Source organism: Aeromicrobium sp. IC_218 (assembly GCF_004336805.1).
In the GTDB taxonomy this organism is placed as follows: domain Bacteria; phylum Actinomycetota; class Actinomycetes; order Propionibacteriales; family Nocardioidaceae; genus Aeromicrobium.
This window is the reverse complement of sequence record NZ_SJXM01000019.1, coordinates 29077-47251: the sequence shown is the minus strand read 5'-3', so window position 1 is coordinate 47251 and position 18175 is coordinate 29077. Positions and strand designations below refer to the sequence as shown.

21 protein-coding genes and 1 riboswitch are annotated in these 18175 nt (G+C 73.8%); of the genes, 9 read left to right on the top strand and 12 right to left on the bottom strand.

Annotated elements, in window-relative coordinates; genetic code table 11:
- The first annotated feature begins 41 nt into the window (after positions 1 to 41).
- The 3 genes from E0W78_RS15775 (at position 42) to E0W78_RS15765 (ending at position 2185) form a co-directional block, all read left to right on the top strand.
- Positions 42 to 956, top strand: a complete 915-nt coding sequence (locus E0W78_RS15775; RefSeq protein ID WP_131404890.1) for a DNA-3-methyladenine glycosylase — start codon at positions 42 to 44, stop codon at positions 954 to 956.
- 5 nt (positions 957 to 961) lie between these two features.
- Positions 962 to 1615, top strand: a complete 654-nt coding sequence (locus E0W78_RS15770) for a maleylpyruvate isomerase N-terminal domain-containing protein (protein ID WP_165570540.1) — start codon at positions 962 to 964, stop codon at positions 1613 to 1615.
- Between the two features lie 72 nt (positions 1616 to 1687).
- Positions 1688 to 2185, top strand: coding sequence for a universal stress protein (locus E0W78_RS15765; RefSeq protein ID WP_131404889.1), 498 nt, complete (start codon positions 1688 to 1690; stop codon positions 2183 to 2185).
- Position 2186: 1 nt separating this feature from the next.
- Here the strand turns inward: E0W78_RS15765 and E0W78_RS15760 are convergent, their stop codons facing one another.
- Both E0W78_RS15760 and E0W78_RS15755 read right to left on the bottom strand, forming a co-directional pair.
- Complete coding sequence (locus tag E0W78_RS15760) at positions 2187 to 2636, bottom strand: GNAT family N-acetyltransferase (protein WP_242686386.1); 450 nt, start codon at positions 2634 to 2636, stop codon at positions 2187 to 2189.
- Positions 2637 to 2658: 22 nt separating this feature from the next.
- Positions 2659 to 3282 carry an L-threonylcarbamoyladenylate synthase gene (locus E0W78_RS15755; RefSeq protein ID WP_131404888.1) on the bottom strand — a complete coding sequence of 208 codons (624 nt, stop codon included), beginning with the start codon at positions 3280 to 3282 and terminating at the stop codon, positions 2659 to 2661.
- 130 nt (positions 3283 to 3412) lie between these two features.
- Here E0W78_RS15755 and E0W78_RS15750 point away from each other — a divergent pair, with 130 nt between their 5' ends.
- Genes E0W78_RS15750 through cobA form a run of 4 tightly spaced genes read left to right on the top strand, consistent with a single transcriptional unit; the run spans position 3413 to position 7603 of the window.
- Positions 3413 to 4195, top strand: coding sequence for a phosphoadenylyl-sulfate reductase (locus tag E0W78_RS15750; RefSeq protein WP_131404887.1), 783 nt, complete (start codon positions 3413 to 3415; stop codon positions 4193 to 4195).
- 11 nt (positions 4196 to 4206) lie between these two features.
- Positions 4207 to 5118, top strand: a complete 912-nt coding sequence (cysD, locus tag E0W78_RS15745; RefSeq protein WP_131404886.1) for a sulfate adenylyltransferase subunit CysD — start codon at positions 4207 to 4209, stop codon at positions 5116 to 5118.
- The gene (locus E0W78_RS15740; RefSeq protein ID WP_131404885.1) at positions 5118 to 6401 is read left to right on the top strand and encodes a GTP-binding protein; all 1284 of its coding nucleotides are present in this window, start codon (positions 5118 to 5120) and stop codon (positions 6399 to 6401) included. The genes cysD and E0W78_RS15740 overlap by 1 nt, the downstream gene beginning before the upstream one ends.
- Positions 6401 to 7603 (top strand): uroporphyrinogen-III C-methyltransferase, encoded by a 1203-nt coding sequence (cobA, locus tag E0W78_RS15735; protein WP_131404884.1) that lies wholly within the window; start codon positions 6401 to 6403, stop codon positions 7601 to 7603. Before E0W78_RS15740 ends, cobA begins: the two co-directional genes overlap by 1 nt.
- A gap of 34 nt (positions 7604 to 7637) precedes the next feature.
- Here the strand turns inward: cobA and E0W78_RS15730 are convergent, their stop codons facing one another.
- The 3 genes from E0W78_RS15730 to E0W78_RS15720 are packed head-to-tail and all read right to left on the bottom strand — an operon-like array spanning position 7638 to position 8917.
- Positions 7638 to 8117 carry a hypothetical protein gene (locus E0W78_RS15730; RefSeq protein WP_131404883.1) on the bottom strand — a complete coding sequence of 160 codons (480 nt, stop codon included), beginning with the start codon at positions 8115 to 8117 and terminating at the stop codon, positions 7638 to 7640.
- 34 nt (positions 8118 to 8151) lie between these two features.
- Positions 8152 to 8559 (bottom strand): hypothetical protein, encoded by a 408-nt coding sequence (locus tag E0W78_RS15725; protein WP_131404882.1) that lies wholly within the window; start codon positions 8557 to 8559, stop codon positions 8152 to 8154.
- Positions 8552 to 8917: a hypothetical protein gene (locus E0W78_RS15720; RefSeq protein WP_131404881.1), complete on the bottom strand. Its 366-nt coding sequence runs from the start codon at positions 8915 to 8917 to the stop codon at positions 8552 to 8554. Before E0W78_RS15720 ends, E0W78_RS15725 begins: the two co-directional genes overlap by 8 nt.
- 106 nt (positions 8918 to 9023) lie before the next feature.
- Between E0W78_RS15720 and E0W78_RS15715 the strand changes: the two genes are divergently transcribed.
- A complete protein-coding gene (locus tag E0W78_RS15715) occupies positions 9024 to 9764 on the top strand; it encodes an alpha/beta fold hydrolase (protein WP_131404880.1) in 741 nt (246 codons plus the stop codon).
- Between the two features lie 3 nt (positions 9765 to 9767).
- Here the strand turns inward: E0W78_RS15715 and gcvP are convergent, their stop codons facing one another.
- A complete protein-coding gene (gcvP, locus tag E0W78_RS15710; RefSeq protein WP_131404879.1) occupies positions 9768 to 12587 on the bottom strand; it encodes an aminomethyl-transferring glycine dehydrogenase in 2820 nt (939 codons plus the stop codon).
- A 69-nt stretch (positions 12588 to 12656) separates the two neighbouring features.
- Positions 12657 to 12742: riboswitch (glycine riboswitch) on the bottom strand.
- A 104-nt stretch (positions 12743 to 12846) separates the two neighbouring features.
- Here gcvP and E0W78_RS15705 point away from each other — a divergent pair.
- Positions 12847 to 13623, top strand: a complete 777-nt coding sequence (locus E0W78_RS15705) for an SDR family NAD(P)-dependent oxidoreductase (protein WP_131404878.1) — start codon at positions 12847 to 12849, stop codon at positions 13621 to 13623.
- Here the strand turns inward: E0W78_RS15705 and E0W78_RS15700 are convergent.
- The 6 genes from E0W78_RS15700 to gcvH form a co-directional block, all read right to left on the bottom strand.
- Positions 13620 to 14210, bottom strand: a complete 591-nt coding sequence (locus E0W78_RS15700; protein ID WP_131404877.1) for a MerR family transcriptional regulator — start codon at positions 14208 to 14210, stop codon at positions 13620 to 13622. The two genes, E0W78_RS15705 and E0W78_RS15700, sit on opposite strands and share 4 nt — an antisense overlap.
- Positions 14211 to 14362: 152 nt before the next feature.
- Positions 14363 to 16000, bottom strand: coding sequence for a RecQ family ATP-dependent DNA helicase (locus E0W78_RS15695; RefSeq protein ID WP_207392790.1), 1638 nt, complete (start codon positions 15998 to 16000; stop codon positions 14363 to 14365).
- A gap of 65 nt (positions 16001 to 16065) precedes the next feature.
- Positions 16066 to 16530, bottom strand: a complete 465-nt coding sequence (locus tag E0W78_RS15690; RefSeq protein WP_131404876.1) for a bifunctional nuclease family protein — start codon at positions 16528 to 16530, stop codon at positions 16066 to 16068.
- A gap of 5 nt (positions 16531 to 16535) precedes the next feature.
- On the bottom strand, positions 16536 to 17249 hold the full coding sequence (locus E0W78_RS15685; RefSeq protein ID WP_131404875.1) for a MerR family transcriptional regulator: 714 nt from the start codon (positions 17247 to 17249) through the stop codon (positions 16536 to 16538).
- Positions 17246 to 17707 (bottom strand): FHA domain-containing protein, encoded by a 462-nt coding sequence (locus E0W78_RS15680; protein ID WP_131404874.1) that lies wholly within the window; start codon positions 17705 to 17707, stop codon positions 17246 to 17248. Before E0W78_RS15680 ends, E0W78_RS15685 begins: the two co-directional genes overlap by 4 nt.
- Positions 17708 to 17797: 90 nt before the next feature.
- Positions 17798 to 18175 carry a glycine cleavage system protein GcvH gene (gene gcvH, locus E0W78_RS15675; protein WP_131404873.1) on the bottom strand — a complete coding sequence of 126 codons (378 nt, stop codon included), beginning with the start codon at positions 18173 to 18175 and terminating at the stop codon, positions 17798 to 17800.

Sequence of the window (18175 nt, the reverse complement as noted above, 5' to 3'; positions counted from 1 at the left end):
CCTCCCCCTCGGGTGTCGGGTGCCCGTGTCAGGCTGGAGGCATGAGCCCTGACGTCGACGCCGTGGTCGAGCTCGGCTTCGGCGTCGACCTGTGGCGCACGCTCTCGCCGCTGCGGCGCGGCCCCGGCGACCCGACGATGCGGCGGCTGGGCGACGTCGTGTGGCGCACCAGCCGCATGCCGTCCGGGCCGGTCACCTACGCGCTCGTGCAGCTCGACCCTCGTCGGGTCCGGGTCCGGGCGTGGGGCGACGGCGCCGGCGAGCTGCTCGACGGGGTCCCCGACCTGCTCGGCGCCCGGGACGACCCGGCCGGGTTCGAGCCGATCCACCCGCTGCTGGCCGACGCGCACCGCCGCTTCCCCGGTCTGCGCGTGCCGGCCACCCACCGCGTCCTGGAAGCCCTCGTCCCGGCGATCATCGAGCAGAAGGTGGTCGGACTCGACGCCTTCGCGTCCTTCCGCCGCCTGGTCACCCGGCTCGGCGACGCCGCGCCCGGACCGGCTCCCGACGGCATGCGGGTCTTCCCCACCGCCGAGACGTGGGCCTCGATCCCGACCTGGGACTGGCACCGCGCCGGCGTCGGCCCCGAGCGCGCCCGGACGCTGCAGGCCGCCGCGCGCCTCGCGCCGAGCATCGAGCGGCTCGGTACCGACGACCCCGCCCGGCTCTACTCCGGGCTCCGCAGCATCCCCGGCATCGGCGTCTGGACCGCCGCCGAGGTCGGGCAGCGCGCCCTCGGCGACCCCGACGCCGTCTCGATCGGCGACTACCACCTCCCCGCCGTCGTGGGCGTCCCGCTGACCGGCCGTCCGCTGCCCGAGCCCGACGTCGAGGCGTTCCTCGAGCCCTGGCGCCCGCACCGGTGGCGGGTCTTCCGTCTGCTCGGTCTCAGCCCGCACGCGCAGGCACCGCGGCGCGGTCCGCGGATGTCTCGCATCGACTACCGGGCGCTGTGACGGCCGTGAGCACCGCCGACCTGCTCGCCGAGGTCTACGAGCGCGTCACGCAGGTGGTGCGCCGCCCGGAGACCTGGGCGCGTCCCACCCGCACGAGCTGGACCGTCCACGAGCTGCTCGCCCACCTGCTGCTCGACGCCCGCCGCGCCCTGGTCACGCTCAGCACCCCGGCCGACTCCCTGCCCGACACCGACCGCGTGTCGTACTGGCGCGGCTTCCGGCCCCAGGACACCGACGGCGCGCGGGCGCACGTCGCCCTCGTCCGTGCGACGGCGGCCGCCCACCCCGACCCGGCCGCGTTGGTCGACGAGTGGGTCGAGACCTCGCGCGCCGCGGCGCACGCGTGCCGCGTCGCCGAGCCGGACGTGCTGGCCACGCAGGGGCACGCGATCGCCACCGGCGACCTCGTGCACACGCTGCTGCTGGAGGCGACCGTCCACCTGCTCGACCTCACCGTCGACGTGCCGGACGCGCCGGAGCCGCCGGACGCCGCGCTGGCCGAGGTGCGCTCTGTGCTCGTGCCGCTCGCCCGCGGGCCGCTCCCGGCCGGCTGGGACGACCTCACCGCCGTGCTCAAGGGCACCGGACGCTCGCCGCTGGACGACGCCGACCGGGCCGAGCTCGGCGAGCAGGCCCGCCTGTTCCCGCTGCTCGGCTGAGCCCTGGTTGTGCCCCGCACCCGACCCGCCGGGCCCGGCCGACGCGGCACGGAGCGTGGATAGAGTCGGGTCATGAGCGCAGACAGCCACCTCATCCTGGTCGGTCACGACGGATCCTCGTTCGCCGACGACGCCCTCACCTGGGCCCTCGACCTCGCGCGCCGCTCCGGTGCGTCCGTCAAGGTCCTGCGGTCCTGGACGATGGCCACCGCGCCGCGTCCGGACACCTGGGAGCGCGGCTACGTCCCGCCGCTGTCGGACTTCGGCGACGCGGTGCGCAAGGCGCTGGAGGCCGACACCGCGGCCATCCGCGCGCGCTACGACGACGTCGCGGTCGAGCTGGACGCGCCGCACGGCTCGGCGGCCAACTCGCTCATCGAGGCCTCGTCCGGCGCCAACCTGCTCGTGGTCGGCCCGCGCGGCCTCGGCGGCTTCAAGGGCCTGGTGCTCGGCTCGGTGAGCGAGCAGTGCGTGCGCCACTCGCAGTGCCCGGTGGTCGTGGTCCGCGGCGAGATCGACGTCGCCGGCACCGAGCGCCAGATGCACCTCGACAGCACCTTCGAGGACTGAGCTACAGCTCCTTGGCGTAGCAGAGCGACCACGCCGATCCGACGTACGGGCCGAACGGCTCGATCGCGGCGTACCCGGACGACTCGTAGAGCCCGACCGCCTCGTGCTGGCGCGTGCCCGTCTCCAGCACGAGGCGCGTCCAGCCGAGGTCGCGGGCCTTCTGCTCGAGGGCGGCGAGCACGATCCTCGACGCCCCGCGACCGCGGTGGGCCGGGTCGACGAACATCCGCTTGAGCTCGCCGTGCTCGGCGTCGATCGCGCGCAGGGCGCCGCACGCCAGCGCCTCGCCGGACTCGTCCTCCAGCACCACGAAGACCGTCACGTCCGCCGCGCTCGGCGGCGTGCTCGGGTCGCTGTCGTCGGTGCCGTAGCGCTCAGCCATCTCGGCGCGCTGCGCGGCGCGGAGCCGCTCTCCGGCGGGGTCGTCCCAGGGACGCTCGTGCACGATCACCCGGCGATCGTGCCAGGTCGGCTCACTCGAAGCGGGACGGGTCCCCCGCGCCGACGCGGACGACCTGCGGCTCGTCCTCGGACAGGTCGACGACGGTGGTCGGCTCGCCCACGACCTCGTCGCCCGGGTCGACGATCGCGTCGACCTGGTTGTCCAGCGCCTCCTGGATCTCCCACGCCGTCGTCATGGCCGTGGTCTCCCCCGGCAGGATCAGCGTGGTCGACAGGATCGGCTCACCGAGCTCGGCCAGCAGCGCGGTGACGATCGGGTAGTCCGGGATGCGCACGCCGACGGTCTTCTTCTTGGGGTGCAGCAGCCGGCGCGGCACCTCGCGGGTGGCCGGCAGGATGAACGTGTACGGGCCCGGCGTCGCGGCCTTCACGGCGCGGAAGATCGAGTTGTCGACGTGCACGAACTGCCCCAGCTGGGCGAAGTCGCGGCACACCAGGGTGAAGTGGTGCTTGTCGTCGAGCCGGCGGATCTCCTTGATCCGGTCGATGGCGTCCTTGTCGCCGAGCTGGGCGCCCAGCGCGTAGCCGGAGTCCGTCGGGTAGGCGATGAGCCCGCCGTCGCGCAGGATGCCCACCGCCTGGTCGACCGTTCGCTGCTGGGGGTTCACGGGATGGATGTCCAGGTAGCGCGCCATGCCCCGAGCGTACGGTCCCGCGCCCCCTCCCGACACCCCGCGACGGGCCCGCGTCCGCGATGCGGATCGTCCCCGGACGCCTCGCCCGGCGACCGTAGGCTGGACACGTCCGCCAGGAAGGGGGTCGACCATGACCAGCACGTTCGCCGAGCAGCGTGAGCGCCAGCGCGCCCACGACGACGCCCGCACCGCCCACCACGAGGCCCGCGACCTGCCGCCCCGCCGCGACACCGCGACCCTGCGGGCGATCGCCGAGGAGGCGTCGCAACGGCTCGCCGGGGCGACGACCGACGAGGTGCTCGCCTGGGTCGCCGAGGAGTTCGGCTACCGCACGGCCGTGGCCTGCTCCATGCAGGACGCCGTCCTGCCGCACGTCGTCGCCGGACACCTGCCCTGGGTCGACACGCTGTTCCTGGAGACGGGCTACCACTTCGCCGAGACGTCCGGCACCCGCGACGCCGTCGAGTCGGCCATGGAGCTGACCATCGTCGACGTCATGCCGCGCCAGAGCGTCGCCGAGCAGGACGCCGAGCACGGCCCGCGCCTGTACGAGCGCGACCCGGCCCTGTGCTGCGCTCTGCGCAAGGTCGAGCCGCTCACCCGGACGCTCGCCGAGTACGAGGTCTGGATCACCGGCGTGCGCCGCGACGAGGGCCCCACCCGGGCCGACACGCCGCTGGTGACCTGGGACGAGAAGAACCACCTGGTCAAGGTCAACCCGCTGGCCGCGTGGACGTTCGACGAGCTGCTGGCCTACGCCGGCGAGCACGACGTGATCCTCAACCCGCTCATGGCCGACGGCTACCCGTCGATCGGCTGCGCGCCCTGCACCCGACGGGTGGCCCCGGGCGAGGACCCGCGGGCCGGACGCTGGGCGGGGTTCGCCAAGACCGAGTGCGGCCTGCACACCTGACGAGAGAGCCGATGACCGACACCGACACGCGTCGCCTGACCCAGCTGCAGTGGCTGGAGTCCGAGGCGATCCACATCATCCGCGAGGTGGGCGCCGAGTTCGAGCGTCCCGTCCTGCTGTTCAGCGGCGGCAAGGACTCCGTCGTCATGCTGCACCTGGCGGTGAAGGCGTTCTGGCCCGCGCCGGTGCCGTTCGGCGTCCTGCACGTCGACACCGGGCACAACTTCCCCGAGGTGCTGGCCTTCCGCGACGCGACGGTCGAGCGCCTGGGCATCCGCCTGGAGGTGGCCAGCGTCCAGGACTACATCGACGACGGACGCCTGCGCGAGCGGGCCGACGGCACGCGCAACCCGCTGCAGACCCAGCCGCTGCTCGACGCGATCGCCGGCCACCGCTTCGACGCGGTCTTCGGCGGCGGCCGCCGCGACGAGGAGAAGGCCCGGGCCAAGGAGCGCGTGTTCAGCCTGCGCGACGAGTTCGGCCAGTGGGACCCGCGCAACCAGCGGCCCGAGCTGTGGAACCTGTACAACGGGCGCCACCGCCCCGGCGAGCACGTGCGCGTCTTCCCGCTCAGCAACTGGACCGAGCTGGACGTCTGGCAGTACATCGCGCAGGAGAAGATCGAGCTGCCGGGCCTGTACTACGCCCACGAGCGCGAGGTCTTCGAGCGCGACGGGATGCTGCTGGCCGTCGGCGAGCACTCCCAGCCGCGCGACGGCGAGACCGTCGAGCGCCGCCAGGTCCGCTACCGCACCGTCGGCGACATGAGCTGCACCGGCGCCGTCGAGAGCGACGCCGTCACCGTCGCCGACGTCGTCACCGAGGTCGCCGCCACCCGGGTCACCGAGCGCGGCGCCACGCGCGCCGACGACCGGATGTCCGAGGCCGCCATGGAGGACCGCAAGAAGGAGGGCTACTTCTGATGAGCACGCTCCTGCGCCTGGCCACGGCCGGCTCGGTGGACGACGGCAAGTCCACGCTGGTCGGACGCCTGCTGTTCGACTCCAAGTCGGTGCTGGCCGACCAGTTCGACTCGATCGAGCGCGTCAGCCGCGACCGCGGGCTGGCCACCGCCGACCTCGCGCTGCTCACCGACGGGCTGCGGTCCGAGCGCGAGCAGGGCATCACGATCGACGTCGCCTACCGCTACTTCGCCACCGCGAACCGCTCGTTCATCCTGGCCGACTGCCCCGGTCACGTGCAGTACACGCGCAACACGGTCACCGGCGCGAGCACCGCCGACGTGGTCGTGCTGCTCGTGGACGTCCGCCACGGCGTGCAGGAGCAGACCCGGCGCCACCTGGCCGTCGCGTCGCTGCTGCGCGTCCCGCACGTCGTCGTCGTGGTCAACAAGATCGACCTGGTCGACTTCGACGGCGGCGTCTACGCCGACGTCGCCGAGCAGGTGCAGCAGACCGCACGCGGCCTCGGCCTCGCCGACGTCACCACGGTGCCGGTGTCGGCGCTCGAGGGCGACAACGTCGTCACCGCCTCCGCGCGCACGCCCTGGTACGACGGGCCGACCCTGCTGGAGCTGCTGGAGACCCTCTCCCCCGTCGGCGACCCCGACGTGGAGCCGCTGCGGTTCCCCGTGCAGCTCGTCATCCGCCCGCAGAGCGCCGCCGACGACCGGTTCCGCGACTACCGCGGCTACGCCGGCCAGGTCGCGTCCGGCTCGGTCCGCGTCGGCGACCCGGTCACCGCGCTGCCGAGCGGACGCACGTCCACCGTGGTCGGCATCGACACCGCCGACGGCGAGCTCACCGAGGCGTTCGCGCCGCAGTCGGTGACGCTGCGCCTGGCCGACGACATCGACCTGGCCCGCGGCGACCTGCTCGCCGGCTCCGACGACGTCCCCGTCGCCACGCAGGACGTCGAGGGCACGCTCGCGTGGCTGTCGGACGCGCCCCTGCACCCGGGTGCGCGCGTGCTGGTCAAGCACGGCACGCGCACGGTGCAGGCGATCGTCCGCACCATCGACGGCGTGCTCGACCTCGACGCGGCGGCGCTGGTGCCCGCGACGTCCCTGGGGCTCAACGACATCGGGCACGTGACGCTGCGCCTGGCCCAGGCCGTGCCGGCCGAGCAGTACACCCGCTCGCGGAGCACCGGCGCGTTCCTGGTCGTCGACCCGCAGGAGGGGCACACGCTCGCCGCCGGCATGGTCGGCGACGCGCTGCTCGCGCACGCGGCCCCCGTCGGCTGATGGAGCACCCGCCGCTGCCGCTGAGCCTGCGCCTGGCCGGCCGCAAGGTCGTGGTCGTCGGCGGCGGGCACGTCGCGACGCGGCGCGCGGCCAGCTACGTCGACGCCGGAGCCCTCGTGACCGTCGTGTCGCCCGAGCTGTCGGACTCGCTGCGCGCGAGCGTCGACCGCGGTGACGTCACCTGGGTCGAGCGCACGTACCGCACGGGCGACCTGGACGGTGCGTGGCTCGTGCAGACGGCCACCGCCGAGCCCGGGGTGGACGACCGGGTGTCCGCCGACGCCGAGGACGCGCGGGTCTGGTGCCTCAAGGGCGGCGACCCCGACGGCGCGACGGCCTGGACGCCGGCGGTCTCGCGGGTCGACGACGTCGTGGTCGCGGTGAGCGGCGGTGGCGACGCGCGCCGCGCCGCCGTGCTGCGCGACGCGATCGCCACCGCGCTCGAGGCCGGGGAGCTGCCGCTGCGCCACCGCACCCACCACCCCGGCGGCCGCGTCGCGCTGGTCGGCGGCGGGCCCGGTGACCCCGGCCTGCTGACCGCCCGCGGGCGCCGCCTGCTGGCCGAAGCCGACGTCGTCGTGGTCGACCGGCTCGCCCCGCACACCGTGCTCGACGAGCTCGACCCGGACGTCGAGGTGATCGACGTCGGCAAGAAGCCCGACCACCACCCCGTGCCGCAGGAGGAGATCAACCGCCTGCTCGTCGACCGGGCCCGGGCCGGCAAGGTCGTCGTCCGGCTCAAGGGCGGTGACCCGTACGTGTTCGGCCGCGGCGGCGAGGAGCGCGAGGCCTGCGAGTCCGCCGGCGTCCCGGTCGAGGTCGTCCCGGGCGTCACCAGCGCGATCGCCGTGTGCGCGGCGGCCGGCATCCCGGTCACCCACCGCGGCGTCGCCAACGGCTTCAGCGTGCTGACCGGCCACGAGGAGCTCGACACCCTGCCGGTCGAGCCGTCGCACACCGTCGTGCTGCTCATGGGCGTGCGCCGCCTGCGTGAGAGCGCCGCGGCGCTCGTGGCGGCGGGACGCTCGCCGGCGACGCCGGTCGCCGTCGTCGAGCGCGGCACCACGCCGCAGCAGCGGGTCACCGTCGGGACGCTGGAGACCATCGCCGACGAGGCGGTCCGCGTCGGCTGCCGCGCCCCGGCCATCACGGTGCTGGGCGACGTCGTGCGCCTCTCCCCCGCCTGGCGCCCCGCTCCCTGAGCCGCGACCCGCTCCCTGAGCCTGTCGAAGGGAGCTACTCCCAGCCGTCGACCGGCAGCTGCGGACGCAGCCAGCGGACGAACGCCTTGCGCCCCTGTCGCATGACCTGGCCGTGGGCGGCGACGAACGCCGGACGCGCGACCGGTCCGACCACGCGCATCCATCGGCGGGTGGTCTCGACCTCCCAGTCGATCTCGATCGCGCTGCACTCGCCGTCCGGCCGCACCCGCACGATGCCGTGGCCCTGCAGGTCACCGCTCGCGCGGACCGTCACGCGGTCGGGCCGTCGCACCTCGACGTCCGTCAGCACGAACCGCAGCACGTAGCCCAGGTGGCTGGCGGTGACGACGTGCATCCCCTCGTGGTCGTGCCCCTCGACGGTGACGGCGTCCCACCACACGAACGGGTCGCCGGAGTCGAGCAGCGACTCCACGACGTCCCAGGCGTGGTCGACGTCCGTCGGCAGCGCCCAGCGCGACTGCAGCCGGTACTGCGCGGTCCCCTCGACGCTCATGCGAGCCTCCCTGCGTGCGGCCGGCGAGCTCGGTCTACCGGCGTGCGGTGCGCCGCAGCCACCACAGCCCGACGAGCGGCAGCAGCAGCGGCACGTACCCGTAGCCTGCACCGAACCCGGACCACACGGAGTCGTCGGGGAACAGCTCGGCGTCCGCGAGCGACAGCACGCCGACCGTCAGGACCCCCACGAGCTCGAACCCGATGGTCACCACGGCGAGCCGCCGGTTCGACCGGGCGAGCGCCACCGTGGCCAGGACGTAGACCACGCCGGCGACCGCCGAGAGCAGGTACGCGACCGGCGCGGCCCCGAAGTCGGTGGCCAGCTGGAACGCCGACCGGGCGGTCGCAGCCAGGGCGAAGACCGCGTAGACGGCCACGAGCATCCGGCCGAAGCCGTGCGACGTGTCGTGCGGCGTGGTCGCCCCGCGCGGCTCAGACATAGCTCCCCGTCCAGATGTCGACGACCCGCACCATGAGCACGGCGACGGTCAGCATGGCCACGACCAGCACGCCGGTGCCCCACCGCGACTTCTCGGCGATGGCCCAGACCAGGGCGACGGGCACGGCCAGCACGGCGGCCAGGAAGTAGGAGACGAACAGCACGCCGTCGACGTCGCGGCTGGTGCCGGCCAGCGCGACGCACCCGGCGACGAAGGCACCGACGAGCACCAGCTCCAGCGCGGCGGTGGCGTAGAAGAACCCGTTGTCGACCTGCCGGTCGCGCACCATGAGCACCACCGCCCACGCACCCACCAGCAGCGCGCCGACCGCCAGCGCGTACCCGACGACCTCGTTCACCTGTGCTCCGCTCCTCGGCTCGACCGCCGACCAGTGTCCCACGCGGGTCCTCGCCCGTCGGCGGCCAGGGTCGGACGCTGACAGTGATGCTGTCATGATGGTGCGCATGTCCGACCCGATCGTGCTGATCTGTCCCGCCATGGCCGTGCCGGGCGCGTTCTACCGACCGCTCGTCGCCGGCTTCGCCGAGCGGGGCTGGGAGGCCGAGGCGCTCCCCCGCCGCGGCTTCGTCAAGGGCGAGCCGGTCGCGTCCCGGACGAACGACTGGTCGTACGCCGACGAGACGGCCGACGTCGCCCGCGCCGTCGAGCGGGTCCGCTCCGAGCGGCCCGACCGGCCCGTCGTGCTGCTCGGGCACAGCCTCGGCGGGCACCTGGCCGTGGCCAACCAGCTCACCGGCACGCCGGCCGACGGCGTCGTGCTCGTCGGTGCGGGCGCCCCCTGGTTCCGGCTCTACCCGCACGGCGGCGCCCACATCCTGCTGCTCAACGCGCTCGTCCGCGCCAGCAACGCGACCCGCGGGTTCGTGGCTCCGCCGCTGTTCGGAGCGCCTGGAGCCCGCACCATCATGGCCGAGTGGTCGCGGTTCTCGATGCGCGGCACGCCGCCGTGGGGTCCCGGCCGCGTGAGCCAGCCGACGCTGGCCGTGCACCTGCAGAGCGACCACTACGCCGTCTCGGCCGCCACCAAGTGGTTCGGCGAGCGGTTCGTCGATCCGGACGCGATGGAGCGTTGGGTCTACGCCCAGCACGCCGCGCCGGAGGGCGGCACGACCGACCACCTGCACTGGGTGCGCACCCCGGCACCGGTGGTCGAGCGCGTCCTCACCTGGTGGAAGGACCAGTAGCCCTCACGCCTCGGCGAACGCCTCCAGCGGCGGGCACGCGCAGACCAGGTTGCGGTCGCCGTACGCCTGGTCGATGCGCGCCACCGGCGGCCAGTACTTGTCGTCGGTGCTGCCCGACGGGAAGACACCGGTCGCGACCGGGTAGGCGTGCGACCACTCGAGCAGCTCGCGGGCGGTGTGCGGCGCGTTCACCAGCGGGTTGTCGCCCTCGGGGTACTCGCCGGCCGCGACCGCGTCGATCTCGCTGCGGATGGCCAGCATCGCCTCGACGAACCGGTCGAGCTCGGCCAGGTCCTCGGACTCGGTCGGCTCCACCATGAGCGTGCCCGCCACCGGGAAGCTCATCGTCGGGGCGTGGAAGCCGTAGTCGATGAGCCGCTTGGCGACGTCGTCCACGCTCGTGCCGGACGCCTTGCTGAGCGGACGGACGTCCAGGATGCACTCGTGCGCCACGAGTCCGTGCTCGCCGGCGTAGAGCACCTCGAACGCGCCCTTGAGCCGGGCGGCCACGTAGTTGGCGCTCAGCACGGCCACCGAGGTCGCCTGCGTCAGGCCCTCGGCGCCCATCATCGCCACGTACGCGTACGGGATGGGCAGGATGCCGGCCGAGCCGAACGGGGCCGCGCTGATCGCGCCGACGCCCTCGCGACGGGCCGGGTCCGGGTGCAGCGGGTGGGTCGGCAGGAACGGACGCAGGTGCTCGGCCACGGCGACCGGACCGACGCCGGGGCCGCCGCCGCCGTGCGGGATGCAGAACGTCTTGTGCAGGTTCAGGTGCGAGACGTCGCCGCCGAACTCGCCGGGCAGCGCGTGCCCGACGAGCGCGTTGAGGTTCGCGCCGTCGACGTACACCTGGCCGCCGTGCTCGTGCACGACGTCGCACAGCTCGGTGATGCCGTGCTCGTACACGCCGTGGGTCGAGGGGTAGGTGACCATGATCGCCGCGAGGTCGTCGGCGTGCTTCTCGCACTGGGCCCGCAGGTCGTCCAGGTCGACCTCGCCGCGCTCGGTGGACTTCACGACGACGACCTTCATGCCGGCCATGACCGCGGACGCGGCGTTGGTGCCGTGCGCCGAGCTGGGGATGAGGCACACCGTGCGGCCCTCGTCACCCCGGCTGCGGTGGTACGCCCGGATGGCCAGCAGGCCGGCGAGCTCGCCCTGCGAGCCCGCGTTGGGCTGGATCGAGACCGCGGCGTAGCCGGTCACGGCGGCCAGCCAGCCCTCGAGGGTGCCGACGAGCTCGATCATCCCGGCGGCGTCCTCGGCCGGCACGAACGGGTGCAGGTCGGCGAAGCCGGGGTAGCTGATCGGCTCCATCTCGGCGGCGGCGTTGAGCTTCATCGTGCACGAGCCGAGCGGGATCATGCCCCGGTCGAGCGCGTAGTCGCGGTCGCTGAGCTTCTTGAGGTAGCGCAGCAGCTGGGTCTCGCTGCGGTGCTGGGAGAACACCGGGTGGGTCAGGATCGCGTCGGTGCGCAGCAGCTCCTCGGGCAGCGCGCGGACGCCCTCGGGGGCGGTGGCGTCGGCGCCGAACGCCTCGAGCACGGCCTCGACGTGCGCGGCAGTCGTGACCTCGGACGTGGTGACGCCGACCGTGTCGTCGTCGACCCGGCGCAGGTGGATGCCGGCCACGCGGGCCCGGGCGACGACGTCGTCCGCCCGGCCCGGCACGCGGGCGGTGACGGTGTCGAAGAACTGCTCGTGCAGCACGTCGACGCCACCGGCGCGCAGACCGGCGGCGAGCGACGTGGCGTGGTCGTGGACGCGCTGGGCGATCTCCCGCAGGCCCTCGGCGCCGTGGTGCACCGCGTACATGGACGCGGCGACGGCGAGCAGCACCTGCGCGGTGCAGATGTTCGACGTCGCCTTCTCGCGGCGGATGTGCTGCTCGCGGGTCTGCAGCGCCAGGCGATAGGCCGGACGACCCTGGGCGTCGACCGAGACGCCGACCAGGCGGCCCGGCAGGTGGCGCTCGAGGCCCTCGCGGACGGCCATGTAGCCGGCGTGCGGGCCGCCGTAGAACATCGGCACGCCGAAGCGCTGGGTCGAGCCGACCGCGACGTCGGCACCGAGCTCGCCGGGCGAGGTGAGCAGGACGAGCGCCAGCGGGTCGGCCACGACGACGGCCAGGCCCCCGGCGGCGTGCGTCGCCTCGATGACCGCGCGCGGGTCGGACACGGCCCCGTCGCTGCGCGGGTAGGCCAGGATCGTGCCGCTGCAGTCGTCGACCGGCAGGCCCTCGCGCACGTCGGCCTCGACCAGCGCGATGCCGAGCGCCTCGGCGCGGGTCCGGACGACCGCCAGCGTCTGCGGGTGCAGGCCGGTGTCGAGGACGACGGGCGCGGCGTCGCGGCCCCGGACCGCGCGGCGCACCAGCGTCATCGCCTCGGCCGCGGCCGTGCCCTCGTCCAGCAGCGACGAGTTGGCCGTCGGCAGGCCGGTCAGGTCGCCGACCAGGGTCTGGAAGTTGAGCAGCGCCTCGAGCCGGCCCTGGCTGATCTCGGGCTGGTACGGCGTGTAGGCGGTGTACCAGGACGGGTCCTCGAGCACGTTGCGCCGGATGACCGCCGGCGTCGTGGTCGGGTGGTAGCCCAGACCGATCATGGCGACGCCCGGGTTGTTGCGGGCGGCCAGGTCACGCAGGCCGGCGAGCGCGGCCGCCTCGTCCACGGCCTCGGGCAGGCCCATCGAGGCGGCCGTGCGGATGCCCTCGGGCACGGCGGCGGCCATGAGCGCGTCGAGCGTGGGGTAGCCGACGGCGGCGAGCATCTCGTCCTGCTCGGCGGCGGTCGGGCCGATGTGGCGGGCGGCGAAGGTCACGGACGTGCTCCTGAGGGTCGGGGCCGGGACGCCCTCCCCTCCTGTCGCCGCGCGCGGTTCCAGGACTGCCTGTCACGCGGGGTCCGGGTGCCTGAGAGTTCCGGGAGGAATTGCCCCTTCGGCGCCGCCTGAGCGGTCTCTCCCCTGCGTGGTGATCAGCGCGGCCAGCCTAGCAACATCCGGCGGAGACGTCCGTCACGCGGGCACGGTACGGCCGCGCGCCGCTGGGTACGTCCCGTCCGACCCCCGAGGAGGAACCATGACCGACCACGACCGTCCCTTCGCCCTGGTGACCGGCGCCTCGTCCGGCATCGGCCTGGAGCTGGCCCGCGTCATCGCGGCGAACGGCTTCGACCTGGTCGTCGTGGCCGAGGAGCCGCGCATCCACGACGTCGCGGCCGAGCTCGGCGCGGGCACGCAGGCGTTCGTCACCGACCTCGCGACCCGCCAGGGCAACGAGGACCTGGTCGCCTGGCTGGACGCGCTGCGTCGGCCGATCGGGGTGGCCGCCCTCAACGCGGGCATCGGTGTCGGCGGGCCGTTCGTCGAGACGTCGCTGGACGCCGACCTGCGCCTGGTGGGGCTGAACGTGGCCTCGACGGTGCACCTGGCCAAGGCGGTGTCCCGCTCGATGGTGGCCAACCGGGGCGGACGGATCCTGTTCACGTCGTCCATCGCGTCGCAGATGCCGGGGCCGTACAACGCGACCTACGCCGCGTCCAAGGCGTTCGTGCAGTCGCTCAGCGAGGCGTTGCGGGTCGAGCTGGCCGAGCACGGGGTGAGCGTCACCGCGCTGCTGCCGGGGCCGACCGACACCGAGTTCTTCCGCCGCGCCGGGCTCGAGGGCACGCGGGTGGACGAGGGCACCAAGGACGACCCGGCGATGGTGGCGCAGGCGGGCTTCGAGGCGCTCATGGCCGGCAAGCACGAGGTGGTCACCGGGACGCGCAACAAGCTGCAGCGCCAGGCGGTGAAGGTGGCGCCGGACCCGCTGAAGGCCCGGCTGCACGGCCACCTGAACGAGCGGAAGGACTAGCCGATCTGGCGCGCGCGACGACGGGCGGCGAGCTCGTCGTCGGCGTGCTGCTCGGCCGAGACCGCGCGCTCGCTGGGCAGCTCGTGGAGCGAGCCCTCGATCTCCTTCCAGACACCGCCGATGGCGATGCCGAAGACGCCCTGGCCGCCGCGGAGCAGGTCGATGACCTCGTCGGCCGAACGACACTCGTAGACGCTGGCGCCGTCGCTCATGAGCGTGACCTGGGTCAGGTCGTCGGTGCCGCGCTCGCGCAGGTGGTCGATCGCGGTGCGGATCTGCTGCAGCGAGACGCCGGCCTCGAGCAGACGCTTGATGATCTTGAGGAGCAGGATGTCCTTGAAGGAGTACAGCCGCTGCGTGCCCGAGCCGGTGGCCGAGCGGACCGAGGGCTCCACGAGCCCGGTGCGCGCCCAGTAGTCGAGCTGGCGGTAGGTGATGCCGGCGGCGTTGCACGCGGTCGGACCACGGAACCCGGTGTCGTCCGGGACGGGGGCCAGGTCGTCGTCGAACAGCAGGCCCTGGTCGCCGGCCTGGGCCGCGACCTGCGCGGTGTCGTCCTGCGGGACGTCGTCGTGGGGCGTGATCATCGATGGGACCTTCCGGGTGCGGTCTAGGGGGAAGCGTACCGCGACGAATCCCACGCGTGTAGTCATCGCCAGCAGGTCTCAAGGTAAGGGTGAGGGTTACCCCGGTCAACGACCGACACCCGGCGCGGCGCGTGTCGCTTCGCGCGCCGTCCTCAGCCGGCCTTCGACGGCGTCGCGACGACGTCCAGCAGGTGGTGCTCGCGCACCGTCTCCAGGTCCAGCGTGCGGTACCCGGCACGGTCGAACAGCACCACCACGCGGTCGGCCTCGTACTGCACCGCCCGGCCCGCGCCCCACTCGTCGTGCTCGACCCGCGTGCCGATCGGGTACGGCCGCGTGTCCGCCGGCTCGGACGTGCCGGCCTCGCACGAGTCGCAGCGTCCGCACGGCTCGGGGTGCGACTCCCCCAGCAGCTCGAGCACCAGGCGCCGGCGGCAGTCGGTGGTCTCGGCGTAGCGCCGCACGAGCTCCACCCCCGTCTCCTGGCGGACGCGGACGCGCTCCACCCAGTCGACCGCGGCGGCGACGCGCTGGTCACGTCCGGGCCCGGGCCGCAGCCGGGCTCCCGGGCCGGACTCGCGCACCGAGCCGGTGCGCACGAGCACGTTGAGCGCCCGGCGGCTGCGGGCCGGCGACAGGCCGGCCGCCCGGGCCACGTCGGCCGGACGCAACGGCTCCGACGCCTTGCCCAGCGCGTCCACGACGGCGCGCAGGTCGTCCTCGGACGCCCCGGCCGACGCGGCGAAGAACCGGCGCAGGCCGTAGCCGTCCGGGCGCGACAGCAGCACCGCGCTCGCCGGCTCGCCGTCCCGTCCGGCGCGGCCCGCCTCCTGCCAGTACTCGTCGAGCGTGTCCGGCGGGTCGGCGTGGACGACCAGGCGGACGTCCGGCTGGTCGACGCCGAGCCCGAACGCCGACGTCGCGACGACGGTCCGCAGCGAGCCGTCACGGAAGCCGACGTGCACGCGCTCGCGCTCGGCCCGCTTCATCGCGCCGTGGTAGGCGACGGCGTCGACGCCGGCCTCGACGAGCTCGGCCGCGAGCTCCTCGGCGCGGCGGCGGGTGGCGACGTAGACGAGCCGCGACCCGCCGGACGCGTCCTCGTCGAGCAGCTCGCGGACGCGCTCGGCGACCGCGTCCTCGTCGCGCACCGTCTGGGCCGACAGGTAGATCTCGGGCCGGTCGGCTGCCCCGACGATCGTGCGGACGTCCCGCATGCCGAGGTTGTGCGCGATGGCCCGGCGCAGGTCCGGCGGCGCGGTGGCGGTGAGCGCCAGCACCCGCGGGCGGCCGAGCGCCTCGACCACCGGTCCCAGCGCGAGGTAGTCGGGCCGGAAGTCGACGCCCCAGACCGACACGCAGTGGGCCTCGTCGACGGCCAGCAGCCCGGGGCGCGCCGCGGCCAGGGCGGCGACCACGTCGTCGTCGGCCAGCTGCTCGGGAGCGAGCAGGACGACGTCGAGCTCGCCGGCGGCGGCCTGCTCGAGCACCGCGCGCCGGCGGGACGCGCTGCGCGTGCTGTTGAACGTCTCGGCCCGCACGCCGGCCTCGCGCAGGGCGGCGACCTGGTCGGCCTGCAGCGCGATGGTGGGCGAGACGACGACGGTCAGCCCGCCGAGCAGACGCCCGGCGACGACGTACACGAACGTCTTGCCCGAGCCCGTGGCCAGCACCGCGATCGTGTCGTCCTGCAGCACCGCGTCGATGGCCTCACGCTGCTCGGCCCTCAGGGTCGTGCCCTCGGGCAGGACGTCGGCGGCGGCGGTCTCGACGGGGTCGTTCCGGGACAAGCGGGGCTCCTTCGCTGGGTGGCGGCGGAGCACAGGTACCCGGTGGGGCGGAGCCGAACCGCCCGCTAGCGGTCGAAGTCCTCGGGCTCGATCTCGTCGAGGAACTCGCGGAACTTCTCGATCTCCTCGTCCTCGTCCTGGGACGTGGAGATGGAGGCGGCGTCGAGGACGTCCTCGGCGCACACGATGCGGGTGCCGCTGCGCAGCGCCAGGGCGATCGAGTCCGACGGGCGGGCGCTGACCTGCACGCCGGAGGCGAACACGAGCTCGGCGTAGAAGACGTTGTCGCGCACGTCGACGATGCGCACCTCGGTGAGCTCGTCGCCGAGCGCCTCGACCAGCGTGGCCATGAGCTCGTGGGTGAGCGGACGCGGCGAGACGGTGCCCTGGTGGGCGTAGGCGATGGCCGTGGCCTCGACGGCGCCGATCCAGATCGGCAGGTAGCGGTTGCCCTCGGCCTCGCGGAGCAGGACGAGCGGCTGGCTGGAGGGCATCTCCACCCGGACGCCGACGACCTCGACCTCGCGCACGGGACTCAGCCCAGCCCGTCCTGGAGCATCACGGTGTGCAGGCGGACGGCGAGCGCGGCCAGCTCGGCCACGGCCTGGGCGGCCTGCTGCGGGTCCTCGGACCGACGGCGCGGCTCGACGACCTGGTCGAACAGGCCGATCTCGCGGTCGACGGCCTGGCGGAAGATGCGCAGGTGACGCGGCTGGACGCCGAGCGCGGTGAACTCGGCGACCAGCGCCGCGACCTGCAGCGCGTGGCCGTCGTAGTAGGCCCGGTTGGCCCGGCGCACCAGGCCGAACTGCTCGGCGGCGTCGAGCATCTCCTCGGAGATGCGGGCCGAGGCCAGCAGCTCCTCGCGCGACAGCCGCACCTGGCTGCGCCGGCTCGAGAACGTCTCGGCGCTCGGCAGGCCGTCCTCGGCCAGCTTCAGGTGCGGGACGGCGACCGTCTCGCCCAGCTCGGTGGGCGGGACGACGCCCTGGTCCATGTCGTCCAGGACCTGGCGGATGTGGCTGAGCGGCCAGAAGTCGTCGCGCTGCTTGCGCAGCACGAAGCGGAGTCGCTCGACGTCGCCGTAGGTGAACTTGCGGTACCCGGACGGCGTGCGCTCGGGCTCGATCAGTCCCTGGGACTCCAGGTAGCGGATCTTGGTGATCGTCAGGTCGGGGAACTCGGGCAGGAGCTCGTCCAGGACCTTGCCGATCCCGAGCCGCGGAAGCTCGGCGAACGTCTCGGTCACACCGAGGCTCCCCCGACCGACGCGACGTAGATCAGGCGGTACTTGCCGATCTGCACCTCGTCGCCGTTGCTCAGGGCGATGTCACCGTCGATGCGGTCACGGTTGACGTAGGTGCCGTTGAGGCTGCCCAGGTCGCTGACCTGGAAGCCCGCGTCGACGCGCGTGAACGTCGCGTGACGCCGCGAGACGGTGATGTCGTCGAGGAAGATGTCGCTGTCGGGGTGACGCCCGACCGTGACCGTGTCGCGGTCGAGCAGGAACCGGGCACCGGCACCCGGACCACGCTGGACGAGGAGCAGCGCGCTGCCCTCGGGCAGGCCCTCGACCGCGGCGACGTCGTCGGTCGACATCTCCTCGGTGTCGACCTCGATGCCGCGCACCGAGATGGTCGACGTCTTCTCGACGTCGCTCTCCTCGGCCCCGGGGTTGTCGACCGGTCCGTCCGTGTCCGAGGACATCGCTCGCCTCCTGAAGCTTGCCGTCAAGGGAAGGGTGAGTGTTGGGCTCCAACCTACCAGTGACGGTCCGGCCGGCGCTGCCCGTTCGTGCTACGCGCGGGTGAGGGCGGCGTACGCCTCGGCCTCGAGCAGGCCGGCGCGCGGGTCGTCGTCGCTGGCGCGGATCTTGACCAGCCAGCCCTCGCCGTACGGGTCGGAGTTCACGACCTCCGGGCCACCCTCGAGGGCGTCGTTGCGGGCGATGACCTCTCCGGAGACGGGCGCGTAGATGTCGCTGACCGACTTGGTCGACTCCAGCTCGCCCACGACCGCGCCGGCCTCGACCGTGTCACCCACGGCCGGCAGGTCGATGTAGACGATGTCGCCGAGCGCGTCCTGCGCGTAGTCGGTGATGCCGACGACGGCCACGTCGTCGTCGAGGCGCACCCACTCGTGCTCCTCGGTGTAGTACAGGTCTTCGGGGGTCAC

Excerpts from the sequence above, each read along its gene's own strand:
- E0W78_RS15680 (WP_131404874.1), bottom strand. The coding sequence starts at position 17,707 with ATGTCCTCGGACACGGACGGACCGGTCGACAACCCCGGGGCCGAGGAG.
- cysD (WP_131404886.1), top strand. The coding sequence starts at position 4,207 with ATGACCGACACCGACACGCGTCGCCTGACCCAGCTGCAGTGGCTGGAG.
- E0W78_RS15775 (WP_131404890.1), top strand. The coding sequence starts at position 42 with ATGAGCCCTGACGTCGACGCCGTGGTCGAGCTCGGCTTCGGCGTCGAC.
- E0W78_RS15740 (WP_131404885.1), top strand. The coding sequence starts at position 5,118 with ATGAGCACGCTCCTGCGCCTGGCCACGGCCGGCTCGGTGGACGACGGC.
- E0W78_RS15715 (WP_131404880.1), top strand. The coding sequence starts at position 9,024 with ATGTCCGACCCGATCGTGCTGATCTGTCCCGCCATGGCCGTGCCGGGC.
- E0W78_RS15765 (WP_131404889.1), top strand. The coding sequence starts at position 1,688 with ATGAGCGCAGACAGCCACCTCATCCTGGTCGGTCACGACGGATCCTCG.
- cobA (WP_131404884.1), top strand. The coding sequence starts at position 6,401 with ATGGAGCACCCGCCGCTGCCGCTGAGCCTGCGCCTGGCCGGCCGCAAG.
- E0W78_RS15725 (WP_131404882.1), bottom strand. The coding sequence starts at position 8,559 with ATGTCTGAGCCGCGCGGGGCGACCACGCCGCACGACACGTCGCACGGC.
- E0W78_RS15705 (WP_131404878.1), top strand. The coding sequence starts at position 12,847 with ATGACCGACCACGACCGTCCCTTCGCCCTGGTGACCGGCGCCTCGTCC.
- E0W78_RS15730 (WP_131404883.1), bottom strand. The coding sequence starts at position 8,117 with ATGAGCGTCGAGGGGACCGCGCAGTACCGGCTGCAGTCGCGCTGGGCG.
- E0W78_RS15750 (WP_131404887.1), top strand. The coding sequence starts at position 3,413 with ATGACCAGCACGTTCGCCGAGCAGCGTGAGCGCCAGCGCGCCCACGAC.
- E0W78_RS15700 (WP_131404877.1), bottom strand. The coding sequence starts at position 14,210 with ATGATCACGCCCCACGACGACGTCCCGCAGGACGACACCGCGCAGGTC.
- E0W78_RS15755 (WP_131404888.1), bottom strand. The coding sequence starts at position 3,282 with ATGGCGCGCTACCTGGACATCCATCCCGTGAACCCCCAGCAGCGAACG.